Annotated in this window: 15 protein-coding genes; 5 read left to right on the top strand and 10 right to left on the bottom strand. The window is 68.4% G+C overall.

Annotated elements, in window-relative coordinates; genetic code table 11:
• From C4E04_RS00410 to C4E04_RS00400, 3 genes are all read right to left on the bottom strand, one after another.
• Complete coding sequence (locus C4E04_RS00410; RefSeq protein WP_162559220.1) at positions 1 to 327, bottom strand: hypothetical protein; 327 nt, start codon at positions 325 to 327, stop codon at positions 1 to 3.
• Between the two features lie 20 nt (positions 328 to 347).
• Entirely contained in the window at positions 348 to 1,922 is a 1,575-nt protein-coding gene (locus C4E04_RS00405) for a serine hydrolase (protein WP_109593890.1), read from the bottom strand.
• Positions 1,923 to 2,054: 132 nt separating this feature from the next.
• Complete coding sequence (locus C4E04_RS00400) at positions 2,055 to 2,975, bottom strand: LysR substrate-binding domain-containing protein (RefSeq protein ID WP_109593888.1); 921 nt, start codon at positions 2,973 to 2,975, stop codon at positions 2,055 to 2,057.
• A gap of 89 nt (positions 2,976 to 3,064) precedes the next feature.
• On the opposite strand from C4E04_RS00400, the gene C4E04_RS00395 reads away from it, so the two are divergent.
• On the top strand, positions 3,065 to 3,958 hold the full coding sequence (locus tag C4E04_RS00395) for a DMT family transporter (RefSeq protein ID WP_109593886.1): 894 nt from the start codon (positions 3,065 to 3,067) through the stop codon (positions 3,956 to 3,958).
• Positions 3,959 to 4,063: 105 nt separating this feature from the next.
• Here C4E04_RS00395 and C4E04_RS00390 read toward each other — a convergent pair whose 3' ends face one another.
• The 5 genes from C4E04_RS00390 to C4E04_RS00370 all read right to left on the bottom strand — a co-directional run bounded on the left by C4E04_RS00390 (position 4,064) and on the right by C4E04_RS00370 (position 9,786).
• The gene (locus C4E04_RS00390) at positions 4,064 to 5,005 is read right to left on the bottom strand and encodes a ring-cleaving dioxygenase (protein ID WP_109593884.1); all 942 of its coding nucleotides are present in this window, start codon (positions 5,003 to 5,005) and stop codon (positions 4,064 to 4,066) included.
• 121 nt (positions 5,006 to 5,126) lie between these two features.
• Complete coding sequence (locus tag C4E04_RS00385; RefSeq protein WP_109593882.1) at positions 5,127 to 6,137, bottom strand: D-cysteine desulfhydrase; 1,011 nt, start codon at positions 6,135 to 6,137, stop codon at positions 5,127 to 5,129.
• 38 nt (positions 6,138 to 6,175) lie between these two features.
• Positions 6,176 to 7,612, bottom strand: coding sequence for a M20 family metallopeptidase (locus tag C4E04_RS00380; protein ID WP_109593880.1), 1,437 nt, complete (start codon positions 7,610 to 7,612; stop codon positions 6,176 to 6,178).
• Between the two features lie 65 nt (positions 7,613 to 7,677).
• Positions 7,678 to 8,040 (bottom strand): hypothetical protein, encoded by a 363-nt coding sequence (locus C4E04_RS00375; RefSeq protein ID WP_109593878.1) that lies wholly within the window; start codon positions 8,038 to 8,040, stop codon positions 7,678 to 7,680.
• Between the two features lie 186 nt (positions 8,041 to 8,226).
• Positions 8,227 to 9,786, bottom strand: a complete 1,560-nt coding sequence (locus C4E04_RS00370) for an ATP-binding protein (protein WP_109593876.1) — start codon at positions 9,784 to 9,786, stop codon at positions 8,227 to 8,229.
• Positions 9,787 to 10,049: 263 nt separating this feature from the next.
• On the opposite strand from C4E04_RS00370, the gene C4E04_RS00365 reads away from it, so the two are divergent.
• From C4E04_RS00365 to C4E04_RS00350, 4 genes are read left to right on the top strand one after another with little or no spacing between them, the layout of a single operon-like run.
• Positions 10,050 to 10,697: a TetR/AcrR family transcriptional regulator gene (locus C4E04_RS00365; RefSeq protein ID WP_109593874.1), complete on the top strand. Its 648-nt coding sequence runs from the start codon at positions 10,050 to 10,052 to the stop codon at positions 10,695 to 10,697.
• Complete coding sequence (locus tag C4E04_RS00360) at positions 10,694 to 11,686, top strand: HlyD family secretion protein (RefSeq protein WP_109593872.1); 993 nt, start codon at positions 10,694 to 10,696, stop codon at positions 11,684 to 11,686. The genes C4E04_RS00365 and C4E04_RS00360 overlap by 4 nt, the downstream gene beginning before the upstream one ends.
• A complete protein-coding gene (locus tag C4E04_RS00355; protein ID WP_109593870.1) occupies positions 11,683 to 12,618 on the top strand; it encodes an ABC transporter ATP-binding protein in 936 nt (311 codons plus the stop codon). Before C4E04_RS00360 ends, C4E04_RS00355 begins: the two co-directional genes overlap by 4 nt.
• A complete protein-coding gene (locus tag C4E04_RS00350) occupies positions 12,615 to 13,784 on the top strand; it encodes an ABC transporter permease (protein ID WP_109593867.1) in 1,170 nt (389 codons plus the stop codon). The genes C4E04_RS00355 and C4E04_RS00350 overlap by 4 nt, the downstream gene beginning before the upstream one ends.
• 18 nt (positions 13,785 to 13,802) lie before the next feature.
• Here the strand turns inward: C4E04_RS00350 and C4E04_RS00345 are convergent, their stop codons facing one another.
• Complete coding sequence (locus C4E04_RS00345; RefSeq protein WP_109600613.1) at positions 13,803 to 15,299, bottom strand: MDR family MFS transporter; 1,497 nt, start codon at positions 15,297 to 15,299, stop codon at positions 13,803 to 13,805.
• Positions 15,300 to 15,413: 114 nt separating this feature from the next.
• Positions 15,414 to 16,424 (bottom strand): adenylate/guanylate cyclase domain-containing protein, encoded by a 1,011-nt coding sequence (locus tag C4E04_RS00340; RefSeq protein ID WP_245416180.1) that lies wholly within the window; start codon positions 16,422 to 16,424, stop codon positions 15,414 to 15,416.
• Positions 16,425 to 16,604: the final 180 nt, after the last annotated feature.

The raw sequence follows: 16,604 nt of genomic DNA, 5'->3' as shown, positions 1-16,604 counted from the left end.
TCACCAGCCTCGCTGGCGCTTGATCATGTCCTTCTGCATCTGCTTCTGGGCGCGCCAGTAATCCTTCTCGGCCTCCTCCTGCATCCGGTAATAATCCCTGATCCGTTCCTTGCGGCTCGTGGAATTGCGATACTGCTCCCAGTCGTAATGCCGGTCGTGAACGTAATCGTCGTCATCCGCGAACAGGTCGAGGATGCCGCTCAACTGTGCCGGCTGCACCACTCCCCCGCCAGGCATCGGCACCATGTGCGGGAGCGCGGCCGCACCGCCCGTCAGCGCAAGGGCCGTCGCAAGGCCGAGAGGAAGAGCGAGATATTTCCGGATCATGGCGGTGCTCCCGTCGGCCATCATTGCCGCTCCAGAACCTGAGGAAGGCTCGGATCGAGCCAGCGCATGCGACGGACCTGGCCGCCCTCGTCCCGCTCGAAGCGGATCCGCGTCAGGACTTCGTCTCCCGCCATCCGGGCCACGGGCTCATAGGCGCCTTCCGGCACGAGGCGGGCCGCGAACGTGTCCCGGTCGACGGGCGTGAGGACCAGGACGGCCTCCGTCTCCTCGAGCCGGAGCCTGAGCGTCTCGCCCTCGATGCTCGCCGAGACATCGCCCAGGACCGGGGACCCGTAGGTTCCGGCGAGCGACGCGAGATCCTGCTCCGCATAGACCTTTCCTTGCGAGGCCTTCGCCTTCGCCTGCTCCTCCGCTTCCCTCTCGCGGGTCGCCGTGAGGGCGAGCGCCACATTGTCGACGGTCGGATTCCCCAGGATCCGGTCGTAAAGCCATTGCGCGGCCGCATCCGGTAAGCCCCTGTTCTGGGCATTGGTGAGGATGACGATGCCAACCCCGCGATCGGGGAGGAAGCCCGCATGGGCGCCGAAGCCCAGGGTGCCGCCATTGTGCCAGATGATGCGCCCGTTCGGGGTCGCGCTCACGAGCCAGCCGAGCGCGTAGGAGAGGCGCTCACCGAGCGCGACGCGGGGCGTCCAGGTCTCGTCGAGGTTCTTCTCCGAGACGACGATGCGCTCCTCGAACTGCCCGCGCCCGAGCTGCAGGCGAAGCCATTTCGCCATGTCGGGGATGTTGGAATTGAGGTTGCCGGCCGCGCCGACCGCATAGGGAAAGGCCGGATGGAACGGCACCGGGACGGGGGCATCCTTGTCGACCCGGTGGCCCATGGCATGGTCGGGCGCCTGCGCGATGGCCTCGGCGGTCGCGCTCGTAGCCGTCATGCCCAGCGGGTCGAGAATGCCGGCCTTCACCACATCCGCCCAGGAGCCCTGGCCCGCCTTGCGCGCCAGGATCTCGCCCGCCGCCAGGTGGGTAATGTTGGTGTAGGTGAAGTCGGACCGGAACGACAGGGTGATGGGCGCTGTCCGCAAGGACCGGATGAGGCTCGTCCTGTCGTAGCCGAGCACGGCAAGGCTGTCGTTCACGTAAGGCGTGAGGCCGCTGCGCTGGGCCGAAAGGTCGAGCACGCGGAACTCGCGCCCGATCCAGGGGTCGCTGAGCTGGAATTCGGGCATCAGGTCGGAAACCCGGTCGCTCCAGGCGAGACGCCCCGCATCCACGGCCTGCGCCAGCGCGGCGCTCAAGAATGCCTTGGTGGTCGAGCCGATCTGGAAGATCGACTCGGGCCGGACGGGATCCGGCTTGCCCTGCTCCTTGACGCCGAAGCCCTTGGCGTAAATCAGCTTGTCGTCCAGGACGATGCCGATGGCGGCGCCCGGTACCTGAAAGCTCTTCATCCCGTCCTGGAAGTATGTCTCGAACGCGGGGATCAGCCCGTCGATCCGCGCCCGAAGCGCCTGTGGGTCGGTCGCCTGCGCATTGGGCGCCTGCTGCGCCCAGGACGGCATCGCGACGGTGCCCGCCATGACGATGGTTGCGGCGGACAGGACAGCCCGCAAGCCTTGAACGACCGACATCCCCACACCCCCACGCAGATTGCAGCCCGATAGAAAGCGGCGGGATGGTGGCAGACTTGCCCTGCCTGTTCAACGATGAAGGGCCCCAAAACAGGAAAGTCTTCCGGCCCCTGCGGCCCATGCCCGGAGCGCTCAGGCTTTCAGGAATGCTGCCGCGGCTGCCGTATCGAGGCCCGCAGCTCCCATGATCCGGCGCGCAAGCTCAGCCGCCATGGGCCGCAGGCGCCCCTGGGGACGGTCGAGCCAATAGGAGACGGGGTTGAGCACGGTCCTGGGATCGACGGGGACCAGCCGGCCCGTGGCCAGCGCCTCCCCGGCCAGAGGCGGCCGGGCGAGGGCCAGGCCGAGCCCGTGGGCGGCGGCGTCGAGGACGAGGTTGTAATCCTCGAAGCGGCGGTCCTGCGGCCGCGGGCGATAGTCGATTCCCTGGGCGGCGAACCAGGCCCGCCAGGCGGACGTGTCGGAATCGTGGACCAGGGGATAGGCCAGCAGGCGCTCCGGCGGCCCCGGCGGCAGCCGCTCCGCGATGGCCCGGCAGGCGACCGGCTGGCAATGCTCCTCGAACAGGCGCACGGACAGGCGGCCCGGCAGGGCACCGCGGCCGCAGCGGATCGCCAGGTCGATGCCCTCCGCCTCCAGGTCGATGGCGCGGTGTTCGACCACGAATTCGATCCGCAGGGCCGGGTCGCCTTCCTCGAAGGCCCTGAGACGCGGCATCAGCCAGAGACTGCTCACGGACGGAATCGACGTCAGGCGCACGATCCCGGCGCCCCGGCGCTCGATCCAACGGTCGGAGCTGTCGGCGATGAGCGCGAAGGCCTCGCTCGTGCGCAGGTGAAGACGCTGTCCATGGGGCGTCAGGACGACCCCGCGGGCCTGCCGGTCGAAGAGCCTCTGTCCCAGCCAGTGCTCGAGCTTGGCCACCTGACGGCTGACGGCGCCGTGGGTGATGTTGAGGGAGGCGGCGGCGGCCGAGAAGCTCCCCAGGCGGGCCGCAGCCTCGAAGGCACGCAGGGCGTCGAGCGGCGGCAGGGGGAGCGAGATGTGATCCATACGCACAGCTCACCCTCGAATTGTTCGCTTGTCAACGAGCCGCCTCTCCCCGATGGTCGCGCCCATCCAGTTGCCGCGAGACAGACCTTATGAGCACCGCTGCCGCCTGCCGGCCCGAACGGACTTCCCTCGACATGGTGACGGCCACGGCCGTCGTCGTGACGATCCTCTCCTGGGCCTCGGCCTTTCCGGCCATCCGGGCGGGCCTGCACGATTTCGGGCCCGTGGAGCTCGGCGCCCTGCGTTTCGCCATCGCGGGGGTTCCGGCCGCGATCTTCCTGCTCGTGACCCGGCCGGGATGGCCGTCGCTGCCGGATTTCCTGCGGCTCGCCACCGGCGGGGTGCTGTTCGTGGCGCTCTATACGGCGCTCCTCAACATGGGCGAGACGACCGTCTCGGCGGGTGCCGCGAGCTTCATCATCAACACCAATCCGATCATCACGGCGGGGCTCGCCATGTTGGTGCTGGGCGAGCGCTTCGGGGCCCGCGCCTGGGCCGGCACGACCCTGTCGTTCCTGGGGATCGGCCTCATCGCCCTGGGCGAAGGCGGCGGCCTCAGCATCGACACGGGTGCGCTGCTGATCCTCGGCGCCGCCCTGTGCACCTCCGTCACCACGGTGGTGCAGAAGCCTCTCTTTACGCGCCACCGGCCCCTCGCCGTCTCGGCCTGGAACATGGCGCTCGGCGCCCTCGTCCTCAGCCCCTGGCTGGTCCCGGCCTCCGCCGAGCTCTCGTCCGCCTCCGCGCAGGGCCTGTGGGCCGTGGTCTATCTCGGCCTCGTGCCGAGCCTCGTCGCCTACGGCACCTGGGCGGTTGCCCTGTCGCGGCTGCCGGCGAGCCGCGCCTCGAACTTCATGTATTGCGTGCCGCCGGTCGCCACCCTTTTGGGCTTCCTCTGGCTCGGAGAGGTGCCGACCGCACTCGGCGCGGTCGGCGGGGCCATGGCGCTCATCGGTGTCGCTGTGGTCAACTGGCGGCGCTAGAGCCTCGAGCGCAAAAGCGGGCACCGGTTCTGCGCGGAAAGATGCTCGATCCCGGACCCTCAAAGCCCCGGGCAGGCGCTCAACGCCCGTCCGAGGCTTTGATCATCAGAGCGGCTTCAAACCGGCCTCGATCTCGGCCCGCCGGGGCTCCAGGAAGGGCGGCAGGGCGAGACGCTCGCCGAGGCTCTCCATGGGCTCGTCGGTGGCGAAGCCCGGACCGTCGGTCGCGATCTCGAACAGGATGCCGTTCGGCTCGCGGAAGTAGAGACTGCGGAAATAGTAGCGGTCCACCGGGCCGCTCGAGGGCGCCCGCATGGCCTGGAGGCGCTGCGCCGCATCCGCATAGGTCTCGTCGTCCGGCGTGCGGAAGGCCACGTGGTGCACGCCGCCCGCGCCCGGCTGGGCCGGCGGCAGATGGGGCTCGACCGCCACGTGCAATTCCGCCGCAGGACCGCCCTCCCCCATCTCGAATACATGCACCGGGCTCTCGCCGCGCCGGTAGTCCCGCGCGGCCCGCATATCCATGCCGGCGGTCAGGACGAGGGCCGTGCGCTCGATGGTCGGCACACTGAGGGTGATCGGCCCGAGGCCGCGGATCTGGTGCTCCGCCGGCACGGGGCTGCGCTCCCAGGCATGGGACGGGTCACCCCGACCGCCATCGTCCACGAGGCCGAGCCGCTGGCCCTCCGGATCCTCGAAATCGATCCACAGGCGCCCGTCCCGTTCGACGATGCCGCTGTTGTCGATCCGGTGCGCGTCGAGCCGCTCTTTCCACCACGCCAGGGTCTTCTCGCCGGTCACGCGCAGGGCCGTGTGCACGACGCTGTGGGTGCCGCGCCGCTCCCGCCCCACCGGCCAGTCGAAGAACGTGATGTCCGAACCCGGCGAGGCCCGGCCGTCGCCGTAGAACAGGTGATAGGCGCTCACGTCGTCCTGGTTGACGGTCTTCTTCACGAGGCGCATCCCGAGCGCCTGCGTGTAGAAATCGTGGTTGCCCTTGGCATTCGCCGTCACGGCGGTCAGGTGGTGAATTCCGGTGAGTTTCATGGATGCTCTCCTTCATCTCGGTTGATCCGAAGATAGGATTGCTCTGACGCAAACACGACGCCACAAACGGCAAATCTAATTTGCGTTAGTGCATACTCACCACAATTCCGGCGAGGCGAGCCTATTCCGGCCGGTCCTTCGCGAAGACCTCCTCATAGGCGAAGAGCCCGATGCTGCCGCCGGTATGCCAGAAGAGGATCCTGTCCGCGGCCGTGAAGCGGCCCTCGCGCACGAGGGCGATCAGGCCGGCCATGGCCTTGCCCGTATAGACCGGATCGAGCAGCAACCCCTCCGAGCGGGCCGCGAGGCCGACCGCCTCCACCATGGCGGGCGTCGGCTGGCCGTAGCCCGGACCGACGAACCGGTCGTCGATGAGGATCTCGGGAAGACGGTCCGTCCCGAGGGACGCTGCCGTCTTCTCCACCAAGTCCTGAACGCGCTGGACGGCCGCCTCATGGGCGCGGCTGACGCTGATCCCAAGCACCCGCAGGTCGGGATCGCGGGCTGCATAGCCGAGGGCGAGGCCCGCATGGGTGCCGCCGCTTCCGGTCGTCAGGACCACGTGGCTGAAGGAGAGGCCGAGAGCGGTCGCCTGCTCATACGCCTCGTCGGCGGCCGCCACATAGGCCTTGGCGCCCACGGCGTTCGATCCGCCGACCGGGATCACGTAGGGACGGCCGCCTTCGGCTTCGCAGGAAGCCGCGATCTCGGCCATGACGCGATCCGGATCCGTATCCCCGTCGAAGAAGCGGATCTCGGCGCCGAACAGGCGGTCGAGGAGCAGGTTCCCGTTGCCATGGTAGGCTGGGCTGCGGCCCGGCACGGAATCGGTCAGGACGAGGATGCAGCGAAGGCCGAGCCGCGCCGCGGCGGCGGCGGTCTGGCGCGCATGGTTCGACTGGATCCCGCCGGCCGTCACAATGGTGTCCGCGCCGAGGCTCAGGGCCTCGGCCAACAGGTATTCGAGCTTGCGGGCCTTGTTGCCGCCGCCCGCAAGACCGGTGCAGTCATCGCGCTTCACCCAGATCTCGGGGCCGCCGAGGGCCCGCGTGAGGGCGGGAAGCGGCTCGAGCGGGGTCGGCAGGGTCGCGAGCGGAATCTTCTGCGATCCGAGTGGACTGTCTTGTTTCATCGGCTGAATCTCCTCCCTCTGGTTCACTCGCAGGCCCCTTACGCCGCCTTGGTGCGCAGGTCGTCCGGGGTCACGTTCTCGGGGATCGGGCAGAGATAGGGCCGGCCGCCGGTGCGCTCGCGCAGCTCCGCCTTGGCGCGGGCGATGAGATCGGGGCTACGCAGGGCATCGGCCGCGGTCGCCGCCATGGCCTTGGCGGCCAGCACCATACCCTTGTGGGCCGCCGGCAGGTTACCCTGCGCGACGAGCTGCCAGGTGTGGAACGGCGTGCCGATGGCGAAGCAGGCCGCGTGGCACTGGACGGTCGGGACGATCCAGCTCACATCGCCCACATCGGTGGTGCCCATCATCACCTCCTCGCGGGTCGGCATCGTCAGGACGGCGTCGTGCAGGATCTTGGACCGGAGCGAGAGATCGTGCGGCTTCACGCTCGCCAGGATGTCCTCCTCGGTCAGCGCCGCCTTGCGCAGCTTCTCGGCGAAGGCGTAGTCGGCCTCGTCGAAAGCGGGCGGGCCGAGGCGGCGCATGTTCTCGTACATGGCCTCCTGCAGCACCTTGTTGGGGACGACGTTGGAGGTGGCATCCGTGATCTGCACGCTGACCGTCGTCTCGGTCATGAGCGCCGCGCCCTCGGCGATCTTCTTCACGCGCTCGAACAGTTTTTCGGCGTCAGGCAGGTGCGGCGAGCGCACGAGATAGAGGGATTCGGCATAGGCCTGGACGACGTTCGGCGCGTCGCCGCCCGTGTTGGTGATCGCGTAATGCACCCGCGCGTCGGAGGGCATGTGCTCGCGCATGTAGTTGACGCCCACATTCATCAGCTCCACGGCATCAAGCGCGCTGCGGCCCACATGGGGCGCGGCGGCCGCATGGGCGGCGCGGCCCTTGAAGCGGAAGAAGGCCTGGATGCAGGCGAGCGAAGAGGTGGTCTGCACCTCGTTGACGACGCTCGGATGCCAGCAGAAGGCCGCGTCGAGATCGTCGAACAGGCCGGCGCGCGCCATGAAGGTCTTGCCCGACCCGCTCTCCTCGGCCGGGCAGCCGTAATAGCGCACGGTGCCGGCGATGCCCTCGGCCTCCAGCGCATCCTTGAGGGCCACCGCCGCGAGCGCCGAACCCGACCCCAGGAGGTTATGGCCGCAGCCGTGGCCGGGCTTGCCGGACGTCAGGGGCGCGTGACCCGTGGCGCCCGATTCCTGCGACAGGTCGGGGAGTGCATCATACTCGCCCAGAATGCCGACCACCGGCCCGCCCTTGCCCCATTCGGCCACGAAAGCCGTCGCCATGCCGCCGACCGCGCGGCTGATGCTGAAGCCCTCGGCCTCGAGCATCCTGATCTGCTCCTCGACCGCCCGGTGCTCCTCGAAGGCGAGCTCCGGCATGGCCCAGATGCGGTCGCTCGAGTCGCAGAAGGCTTGCGCCTTAGCGTCCACGCGGCGGGCGATCTCGTCGAGGCTCAGGCGGTCGTTGTGCATGATTCTTCGTTCTCTCGTTTCAGAAATTGGCCCGCAACCTATCGGTGATTTGACGGACGGGAAAGTCAAAGCGGCCGGTCATGCGCAAGGCCGTCGGCCATGCGGGCCCGCCGCTCCTGGTCGGCCCTGACCGCAAGGCGGTTCTTGAGGCGGGCATTCTCCTGCTTGAGCGTCACGATCTCGTGGCGCAGCTGACGCATTCGCGCTTCGGCCGCGCGGACATGGTCAATGCCGTATTCGTAGACGGTCCTGACCACCACCTCGCGCCTTTCCGTCGCCCGTGGTGCAGTGACGAGGTCGGCCCAGCTGGCGCCCAGAGCTTTGACATGGCGGTGAGCTGCGAGGGCCGCGGCAGCGCGCTCCCCTGGCTGATCGGAGCCCAGCATGCCGAGAATGCGGATGAGTTTGAGACGATCGCTGCTTTTCATTCCATTCCCTCCTCGGCCTTATCTGTCCTCGGAAACGGAGCGGGAGAAGCACCATGCGCGGCGGATCACGCATGCGCCGGGGCGGCTTGCTCAAATCGACCGGCGTGGTATTCGGTCAGTATTCCCACAGCATCGACGTGACACCCCGGGCGATTCGACCCGTGCGGTCATCTGCGCGACGCCGCCTCAGCCCGTCGCGAACAGGTCCTGGTTGTCGGAGACGGGCAGCGGCTCCTCGAATGCATTCGGGTCGCCGGGGCCGGTTTCCCAGCCGAGATCGGGCAGCGCGATGATGCGCAGGCCGCGCGGGTCGTTGCGGGTCACGACGATGTTGCGGCTTTCCATGTAGGCCACGAGACGGCGGGCACGGCCGGGCGAGCGGCTGCCGCAGGCGCGGGCGATCTCCCCGTCCGGCGGGCAGGGCGCGCCTTCCAGGGCCGCGCGGGCGAGGAGCAGGTAGACACCCTGGATATCCTCCGCAAGATCGGCCGCGAAGGCCACCGCCCGGTCCCATTCGGAGCCTTCGGCAGTCTGGGTGTCGACTCCGGCCCGGGCGACCGCGAGGCGGCGGCGGAAGGCCGGCAGGCTCGGAGGATCGCCGCCGATGCGGCGGATGCGGCAGCGCACCAGGAAGTCCTGATAGAGCACCGCCACCGTGCGGAAGGCGGCCTCCGGATCCTCCAGGATTTCGCGCAGGATCCCGTCGAGGGCGGCATCGCGCTCCGCCTTGGTTTCCGCGGAAGGCTCGGCCTCCGGCTCGGGAGCGGCGGCCGGACGGGCGCGGGCGAGCTGGGCCAGAAGGTCGTTCGTGGCCGGCGGCGGGGGCGGCGGAGTGCGGCGCGGCATGACCGGGCGGGCGACGAGCTCGTCGTCGCCGGCCTTGAAGATCAGGTCCCGGGCATCCTCGGCGGGCTTCTCGGGCAGGGGCACCAGCTTGAAATTGCCGCTGCGGGCCGAGGTCTCCACGGATCCGATGCGGATCGGCACCGGCCGGCGCGACAGGGCCGGGCCCAGGGCCACGAAATGACCGCGCTCCAGATCCCGGAACATCTCGGCCTGCCGGCGCTCCATGCCCAGAAGGTCGGCCGCGCGGGCCATGTCGATGTCCAGGAAGGTGCGCCCCATGAGGAAGTTCGAGGCCTCGGCCGCCACGTTCTTGGCGAGCTTGGCGAGGCGCTGGGTCGCGATGATGCCCGCAAGCCCGCGCTTGCGGCCGCGGCACATGAGGTTCGTCATGGCCCCGAGGGATACTTTGCGCGCCTCGTCCGAGACTTCGCCGGCCGCGGCCGGCGCGAAGAGCTGCGCCTCGTCCACCACCACGAGCATCGGATACCAGAAGTCACGGTCCGCATCGAAGAGCCCGCCCAGGAAGGCGGCCGCGCAGCGCATCTGCGCCTCCGCGTCGAGGCCTTCCAGGCTCAGCACCACCGAGACCCGGTGCTGGCGCACCCGCGCGGCGATCCGCTGGATGTCGCCCTCGCTCCGGGCCGCATCCACCACCACGTGGCCGAACTTGTCCGCAAGGGTCACGAAATCCCCCTCCGGGTCGATCACGGCCTGCTGCACCATGGCGGCGCTCTGTTCCAGAAGGCGGCGCAGGAGATAGGACTTGCCGGAGCCGGAATTGCCCTGGACGAGCAGACGCGTCGCCAGAAGCTCCTCAAGGTCGAGCATGGCGGGGCTGCCCGGCGCGGCGCCGACCCCATGCCCCGAGGAGACCTGCCCCATATCGATGCCGACCTTCATGCGCCTCCCTCGTTCCTGGCTGAATCCTGTGCCGTCCTAACACGGCAGGGTCCCGGGAAGTGCCCGAAAAGCCGGAATGCTCCACAGCCTTCCGGGCCCTATCCCCAGCCAAGAGGCCGCAGGAGACCCGAGAGACCGCGAAACTACCTCGTCGACGCTGCTCCAGGATCGTGGACAGTCCCTTCATAAACGATTCGACTTGGCGACAAACAGGTTTATGATGCTGACTGACTGGTCAGTCACATATCGGGAGACCTGCCTCCATGCCAACGAAGCGCCCTGCCCCCCGGAGGGCTCCGGCCCGGAAGGAAGAGGAGCGACAGGCCAAGCTCCAGGCCATCCTGGATGCGGCCCTCGACGTGTTTCTGGAGAAAGGCTTCACAGAAGCGCGGCTGGAGGACGTGGCGGCGCGGGCCGGGGTCGGCAAGGGAACGATCTATCTCTATGTCCCGTCCAAGCAGGCCCTGCTCGAAACCCTGATCCGTTCCGAAATCGGCGGCCCCATCGGCACCATCGAGCAGCGGATCCTGTCCCTCGACGCTCCGGCGGAGGCCAAGCTCAGGGCCCTGTTCTCGTTCCTGCGCAAGGAGATCCTTGGCACCCGCCGGGTGGATATCGTGCGGCTCATCCTGATCGAGGCGGGGCGCTTTCCGGAACTCGCCGAGATCTACCATCGGGAGGTGGTCGCCACGGGGATGCGGCTCCTGCGCGGCATCGCCGAGCAGGGCATCGCCACGGGGGAATTCCAGTCCGACGCCCTCGTGCGCTTTCCCCAGCTTGCCGTCGCGCCGGGGGTCCTGGCCCTCCTGTGGACCGCTTTCTTCCAGCGCCTCGACCCGCTGGACGTGGAGGGAATGCTGGACACCCATCTCGCCCTGATGATGCAGGCGCTGAAAGGGCCATCCTCATGACCCGGCGGATCCTGGTGGCGTTGATCGTCCTGGCGGCCCTGTCCGGAGCCGGAGCGGCCTTCTGGTATTACGGGCACAGGGGCGACGGGCCCGAGCGCTACCAGGGCTATGTGGAGGGCTACCTGGTCTTCATGGCACCCGAGGAGGGTGGCCGGATCGACAGCCTGGCCGTTCGGGAAGGAGACCAAGTGACGGAAGGTCAGGTTCTCTTCACGCTCGATTCCTCTCTCCAGACGGCCCAGCGCGACGAGGCGAAGGCGCGCTGGGAACAGGCGAAGGCGCAGCTCGCCAACCTGCAGGCCTCGCTCCAGCGCCCGGAGGAGATCGCCGTCCTGCAGGCCCAGGAAGAGCGCGCCGCCGCGCAGCTCGACCTCTCCCAGGCGGAGCTCAACCGCCAGCAGACCCTCTACAATCGCGGGATATCGGCCAAGGCGCAGTTCGATCAGGCGAAGACCGCCTTCGAACGGGACAAGGCCGCCCTGCAGGAGGTGCGGCGGCAGATCGAGGCGGGCCAGATCGCCGGCCGTTCGGCCGAGATCGAGGCTGCGAAGGCGGCGGCGACCGCCACCGAGGCGGCGCTCGGCCAGGCTGAGACCCGGCTCGCCAAGCGCCGGGTGTACGCTTCCGCGGGTGCGCAGGTTCAGGACGTGTATTTCCGGGCCGGCGAGACCGTGAATGCCGGACAGCCCGTTCTGGCGCTCCTGCCCCCGGCGAACCGGCGCATCCGCTTCTACGTGCCGGAGCCGCGGCTCAACACCTTCTCGCTCGGGCAGGTCGTGGGCATCTCCTGCGATAGCTGCGCCTCATCTCTCAAGGCACGGATCAGCTTCATGTCGGACGCAGCGGAATACACCCCGCCGGTCATCTTCAGCGAGCAGGAACGGGCCAAGCTCGTGTTCCGTCTCGAGGCCCAGCCCCTCGATGGGGCGAGCCTGCCCCTCGGCCTGCCGGTGAGCGTGATTCCGCAGCTTCCGGAGGCCCGGCCGTGAGCGGCCCGGCCGCCGAAATCGTGATCGACGTGGAGGGGCTGACCAAGTCCTTCGGCGGGCGTCCGGTGGTGCGGAACCTCTCGATGCAGGTGCATCGCGGCCTGATCTACGGCTTTCTCGGACCGAACGGCAGCGGCAAGACCACGACCTTGCGCATGCTCTGCGGCCTGCTGACCCCCGATAGCGGGCACGGGACCTGCCTCGGCTACGACATCCTCACCCAATCGGCCGAGATCAAGCGCCACGTGGGCTACATGACCCAGCGCTTCTCCCTCTATGCGGACCTGTCGATCCGCGAGAACCTGGAATTCGTGGCCCGCGTCTACAACCTCGAGCATCCGCGTGCGGCCGCCGACGGGGCGATCCGCCGCCTCGGCCTGGAGAACCGGGCCGGCCAGCTCGCCGGGGAATTGTCCGGCGGCTGGAAACAGCGCCTCGCGCTCGGCGCCTGCATCCTGCCCGGGCCTCAGCTCCTGCTCCTCGACGAGCCTACCGCCGGCGTCGACCCGAAGGCACGGCGGGATTTCTGGGACGAGATCCACGCCCTCGCCCATCAGGGCATGACCGTGCTGGTCTCGACCCATTACATGGACGAGGCCGAGCGCTGCCACGAGATCGCCTACATCGCCTATGGCGAGCTCCTGGCGCAGGGCAATGTGAACGAGGTGGTCGCCGAGGCGCATCTGGCCACCTACATCGTGACAGGCCCCGACCTCGCCGATCTGGCCGAAACCCTGAAAAAGCGCGAGGGGGTCGACATGGTGGCCCCGTTCGGAACGGCCCTCCACGTGAGCGGGCGCGACAAGGCGCGGCTCGACGCGGCCACGCAGGATCTGCGTGAACGAGGGCCGCAAAGCTGGGCTCCGGGCGAGCCGACCCTGGAGGACGTGTTCATCGACCTGATGAGCCGCTCGAAGGACAATTTCGCATGAGCGCCGGAGCCGCCCCTGACCGCAGAACCCGGGGCTTCCGCGCCGCGATGGGGCGCGTCTATGCGGCCTTCCTCAAGGAGCTGCTCCAGCTGCGCCGCGACCGGATCACCTTCGCGACGATGATCTTCATCCCGCTCGTGCAGCTCCTCCTCTTCGGCTACGCCATCAACACAGACCCCAAGAACCTGCCGACCGCCGTCCTGATCCAGGACGATAGCGCCTTCGCGCGCTCCTTCGTGGCGGCCATGCGGGTGAGCGGTTACTTCGACATCGTCACGACAGCCCGCAGCGAGGCGGAACTCGACCACCTGATCCTGTCCGGCACGGTGCAGTTCGGCGTGCAGATCCCGGCGCATTTCGGGCGCGACCTGATCCGCGGGGAGCGGCCCGCCCTGCTCGTGGTGGCGGATGCGAGCGACCCTGTGGCGGCGGGCGGCGCCGTGACGGCGCTCCAGGGCCTGCCCGCGACGGTCTTCTCGCGGGAGCTCGTCGGCCCCACGGCCACGCGGGCGCCGCAGCCTCCGCCCTTCGAGCTGCGCATCCACCGGCGCTACAACCCGGCCGGCGAGACCCGGCTCAACATCGTGCCCGGGCTCATGGGCACGATCCTGACCTTGACCATGCTGATCTTCACGGCTCTCTCGGTGACCCGCGAGGTGGAGCGGGGGACCATGGAGAGCCTGCTCGCCATGCCGATCCGGCCCGTGGAGATCATGCTCGGCAAGATCGCGCCCTATCTCGTGGTCGGCGGGTTGCAGGCAGGGCTGATCCTGGGCGCCGCCAGGCTGCTCTTCGACGTGCCGGTGGTCGGCAGCCTTGGGCTCCTGGTCGTGCTGACGCTACTCTTCATCCTGGCGAACCTGTCGGTGGGATACACCTTCTCGACCATCGCCAAGAGCCAGCTTCAGGCGATGCAGATGTCGTTCTTCTTCTTCCTGCCCAGCATCCTGCTCTCGGGCTTCATGTTTCCGTTCCGGGGCATGCCCGGCTGGGCGCAGGCCATCGGCGAGATCCTGCCCCTCACCCATTACCTGCGCATCGTGCGCGGCATCATGCTGAAGGGCGCGGGCTTCGTGGACCTTCAGGCCGATGTGTTGGCGCTCGGCCTTTTCGCCCTGGCGGCCATGGGCCTCGCGGTGGCCCGCTTCCGCCAGACCCTCGATTGAACCGGAAGTTCGGGCCCGTCAGTCCGCGATGGCCGCGCCGGCCGCCTTGACGGCGCCGCCCCGCAGGGGCCGCTCCTCCATGGCGAGCAGGAACACGAAGGCGAGCGCGAAGCCCACCACGGCCGCCATGAACACATGGGAGAACACGCCGGCCAGATCGACCCCGCTCTGCGCTGCGACACCGGCCAGGGATTCGAAGCTGGTCGCACCGCCGAAGCCCGTTCCGCTCAGCACGATGGCGCCGAAGATCGCCACGATGAAGGCGCCTCCGAGGGAGCGGAAGAAATTGGCGGTTCCGGTGGCTGTCCCGAGCTCGTGCGGCGCGACCGCGTTCTGGATCGCGACCGTCGAGACCGGCAGCAGGGTCCCGAGCCCGATGCTGATCACGGCGAGAATCACCTCGATGCCCGGGAACGAGAGGCTGTCGCCAAAGAAGGCCAGGATGGCCGTCGCCGCGATGGCGATGGCGAGGCCCACCATGGGCAGGCGCTTGTAATGGGTCACCTTCACCATGGCGCGGCCCGAGAGGGTAGCGCCCACCACGGTGCCGGCCATGAGGGGAATGAGCGCCAGGCCGGACGAACTGGCCGAGATGCCGCGCACCGCCTCGAAATAGACCGGCAGGTAGATGGTGAGGCCGATATAGGTGCCCATGCCGAAGCAGGCCGCGAGCGTGCCGGTGCGGACCACCGGGTTGTGCAGCACGCCGGCCGGGATCAGGGGTTCGGGCGCGAAGCGCATACGCAGGGCGAAGAGGCACCAGAGCACCAGCGAGGCAGCCACGAGGCCGAGGATCGGGAACGAAGCCCATGGGAAGCGCAGCCCGCCCCAGCTCAGGGCCAGGAGCAGGGACACGGTGGCGCTCACGAGGAGGAGCGCGCCCAGGAGGTCGAGTTTGTGCGGACGGTCGAACCGCGGCAGCTTCTTCAAGGTATGGAAGGTGATGAGCAGGGCGATGAGCCCGAGGGGCAGGTTGATCCAGAAGATCACCGACCAGTGCAGATGCTCTGCGAAGAAACCGCCGAGCACCGGGCCGAGCAGGCTCGAGGTCATGAACACGCTGGCGAAATAGACCTGATAGCGCCCGCGCTCGCGGGGCGACACGAGGTCGGCCACGATGGTCTGGGAGAGGGCGATCAACCCACCGCCGCCCAGGCCCTGCACGCCCCGCGCTAGGATGAGCACGAGCATGGTGGGGGCGAGCGCGCAGGCGATCGAGCCCAGGATGAACACGACGATGCCGATCAGAAGGGTGATGCGCCGGCCATGGCTGTCGCTGAACTTGCCGTAGAGGGGCGTCACGGCGGTCGCGGCGAGGAGATAGACGGTCACGACCCAGGGCAGGTGTTCCAGATCGCCGAGCTCCCGGCCGATGGTCGGCAGGGCCGTGGCGATGATGGTCTGGTCGAGCGCCGCCAGGAGCAGGGCCAGCATGATGCCCACGATGATCGTGCGGATCTCGCGCTGGGTGAGGGCTGGCGCTTGCGGCCGGGAAGGTGAAACGGGTTGGTCCATGGGCTCCATCGCTTGGCTGCGGGCCTTCTTAGGGAACAGGGGCCACCTTGTCCCGCAACCCGCCGCAAGCCTGATATGCGTATAGACCCCGGACCGGTTCCCGGCCAGAACCTCTTAAGGAAGGGAGCGCAGGGCGAAGAGGCCGAGCGGCTGATCGCGGCCGCGCAATGCACGGGGCCCGAGATCCTCGAACTCGAAGCCCGCCGGGATCTCCAGGCGCGCCAGGAGATCCGAGGAGACCAGCACCGATTCCCGAAGATCCCGGCAGAGCGCCTCCAGGCGGGAGGTCGTGTTCACGGTGTCGCCGAAATACGCGATCTTGTGTTTCTCGACGCCCACATCCGCCGTGACGATGGGCCCGCAATGCAGAGCCACCCGGAAATGGGGCTTCAGGCCGAACTTGGCGTGCCAGACAGCGGCCTCCCGGTCGAACTGCTCCCGGATCGCCCGGATCACATGAAGGCACCGCGCATCCTTGATGCCGCGCGCGAGCGGCCACGTGATCATGGCCATGTCGCCGATATAATCGTCGATGGAGCCGCGATAGCGACGGACCGGCTCCCCGAGCGCGGCCATGAAATCGCCGAGGAGCTCCTGGAAGCGCATGTCGCCGATATCCTCGGCCAGGCTCGTCGAACCGACAAGGTCGATGAACAGGAAGACGCGCTCCTCGGTCACGGGCTTGTGATAGCGGCCGATCAGGAGATTGATGAACATCTCGGTGCCCATCAGGTCGCGCATGCGCAGCACGAAGCCCACGATGGCCGCGACGGCCAGGGAATAGAGGATCACCCGCATCGTCGGGAGAGTCGCGTCCGCGAGGGTTTCGTCGAGCAGGCCAGCGGCCCAGAGGGCACTGCCCGCCGCCGCGTTGCCGAGAACGATGAGGACGACGTAACAGGCCTCGGTCCCGACGAGGTACAGGGGTGTCGAGAGACGCCGCAAGCGCGCCTGGAGGCCGGACAGGATCAGGCGCCGCTCGAAGACGAACAGGAGCGTGCCCGTGCAGGCGCCATAGACGGCCGAGATGGCCGGGTGGACGCTGCCGAAAAGCAGGCCGTACAGTGCGCCGGCAGCGGCGCTGATCAGAACCACCCCGGCCCAGAACCACGGTCCGAATCTCACTTCGCACCTCATCGGGTTTCGAAAATCGCGTCTATCCGAGACCGCCGAGCTTGTCACCGCCGGAATGGGCCGGCTGTGTTTCCCCGCACCGGCAGCGTGCCCTAAAGGCAGGTGGGGCAGGAATCTCCTTGGGGAAATTGCATGTGGACCCGCGCCGCCCGGGCTTGCCGGAAAGGCCGG

Origin of the sequence: Microvirga sp. 17 mud 1-3, assembly GCF_003151255.1 — a bacterium.
Lineage (GTDB): Bacteria > Pseudomonadota > Alphaproteobacteria > Rhizobiales > Beijerinckiaceae > Microvirga.
This window is presented reverse-complemented; position numbering and strand designations above follow the sequence as displayed.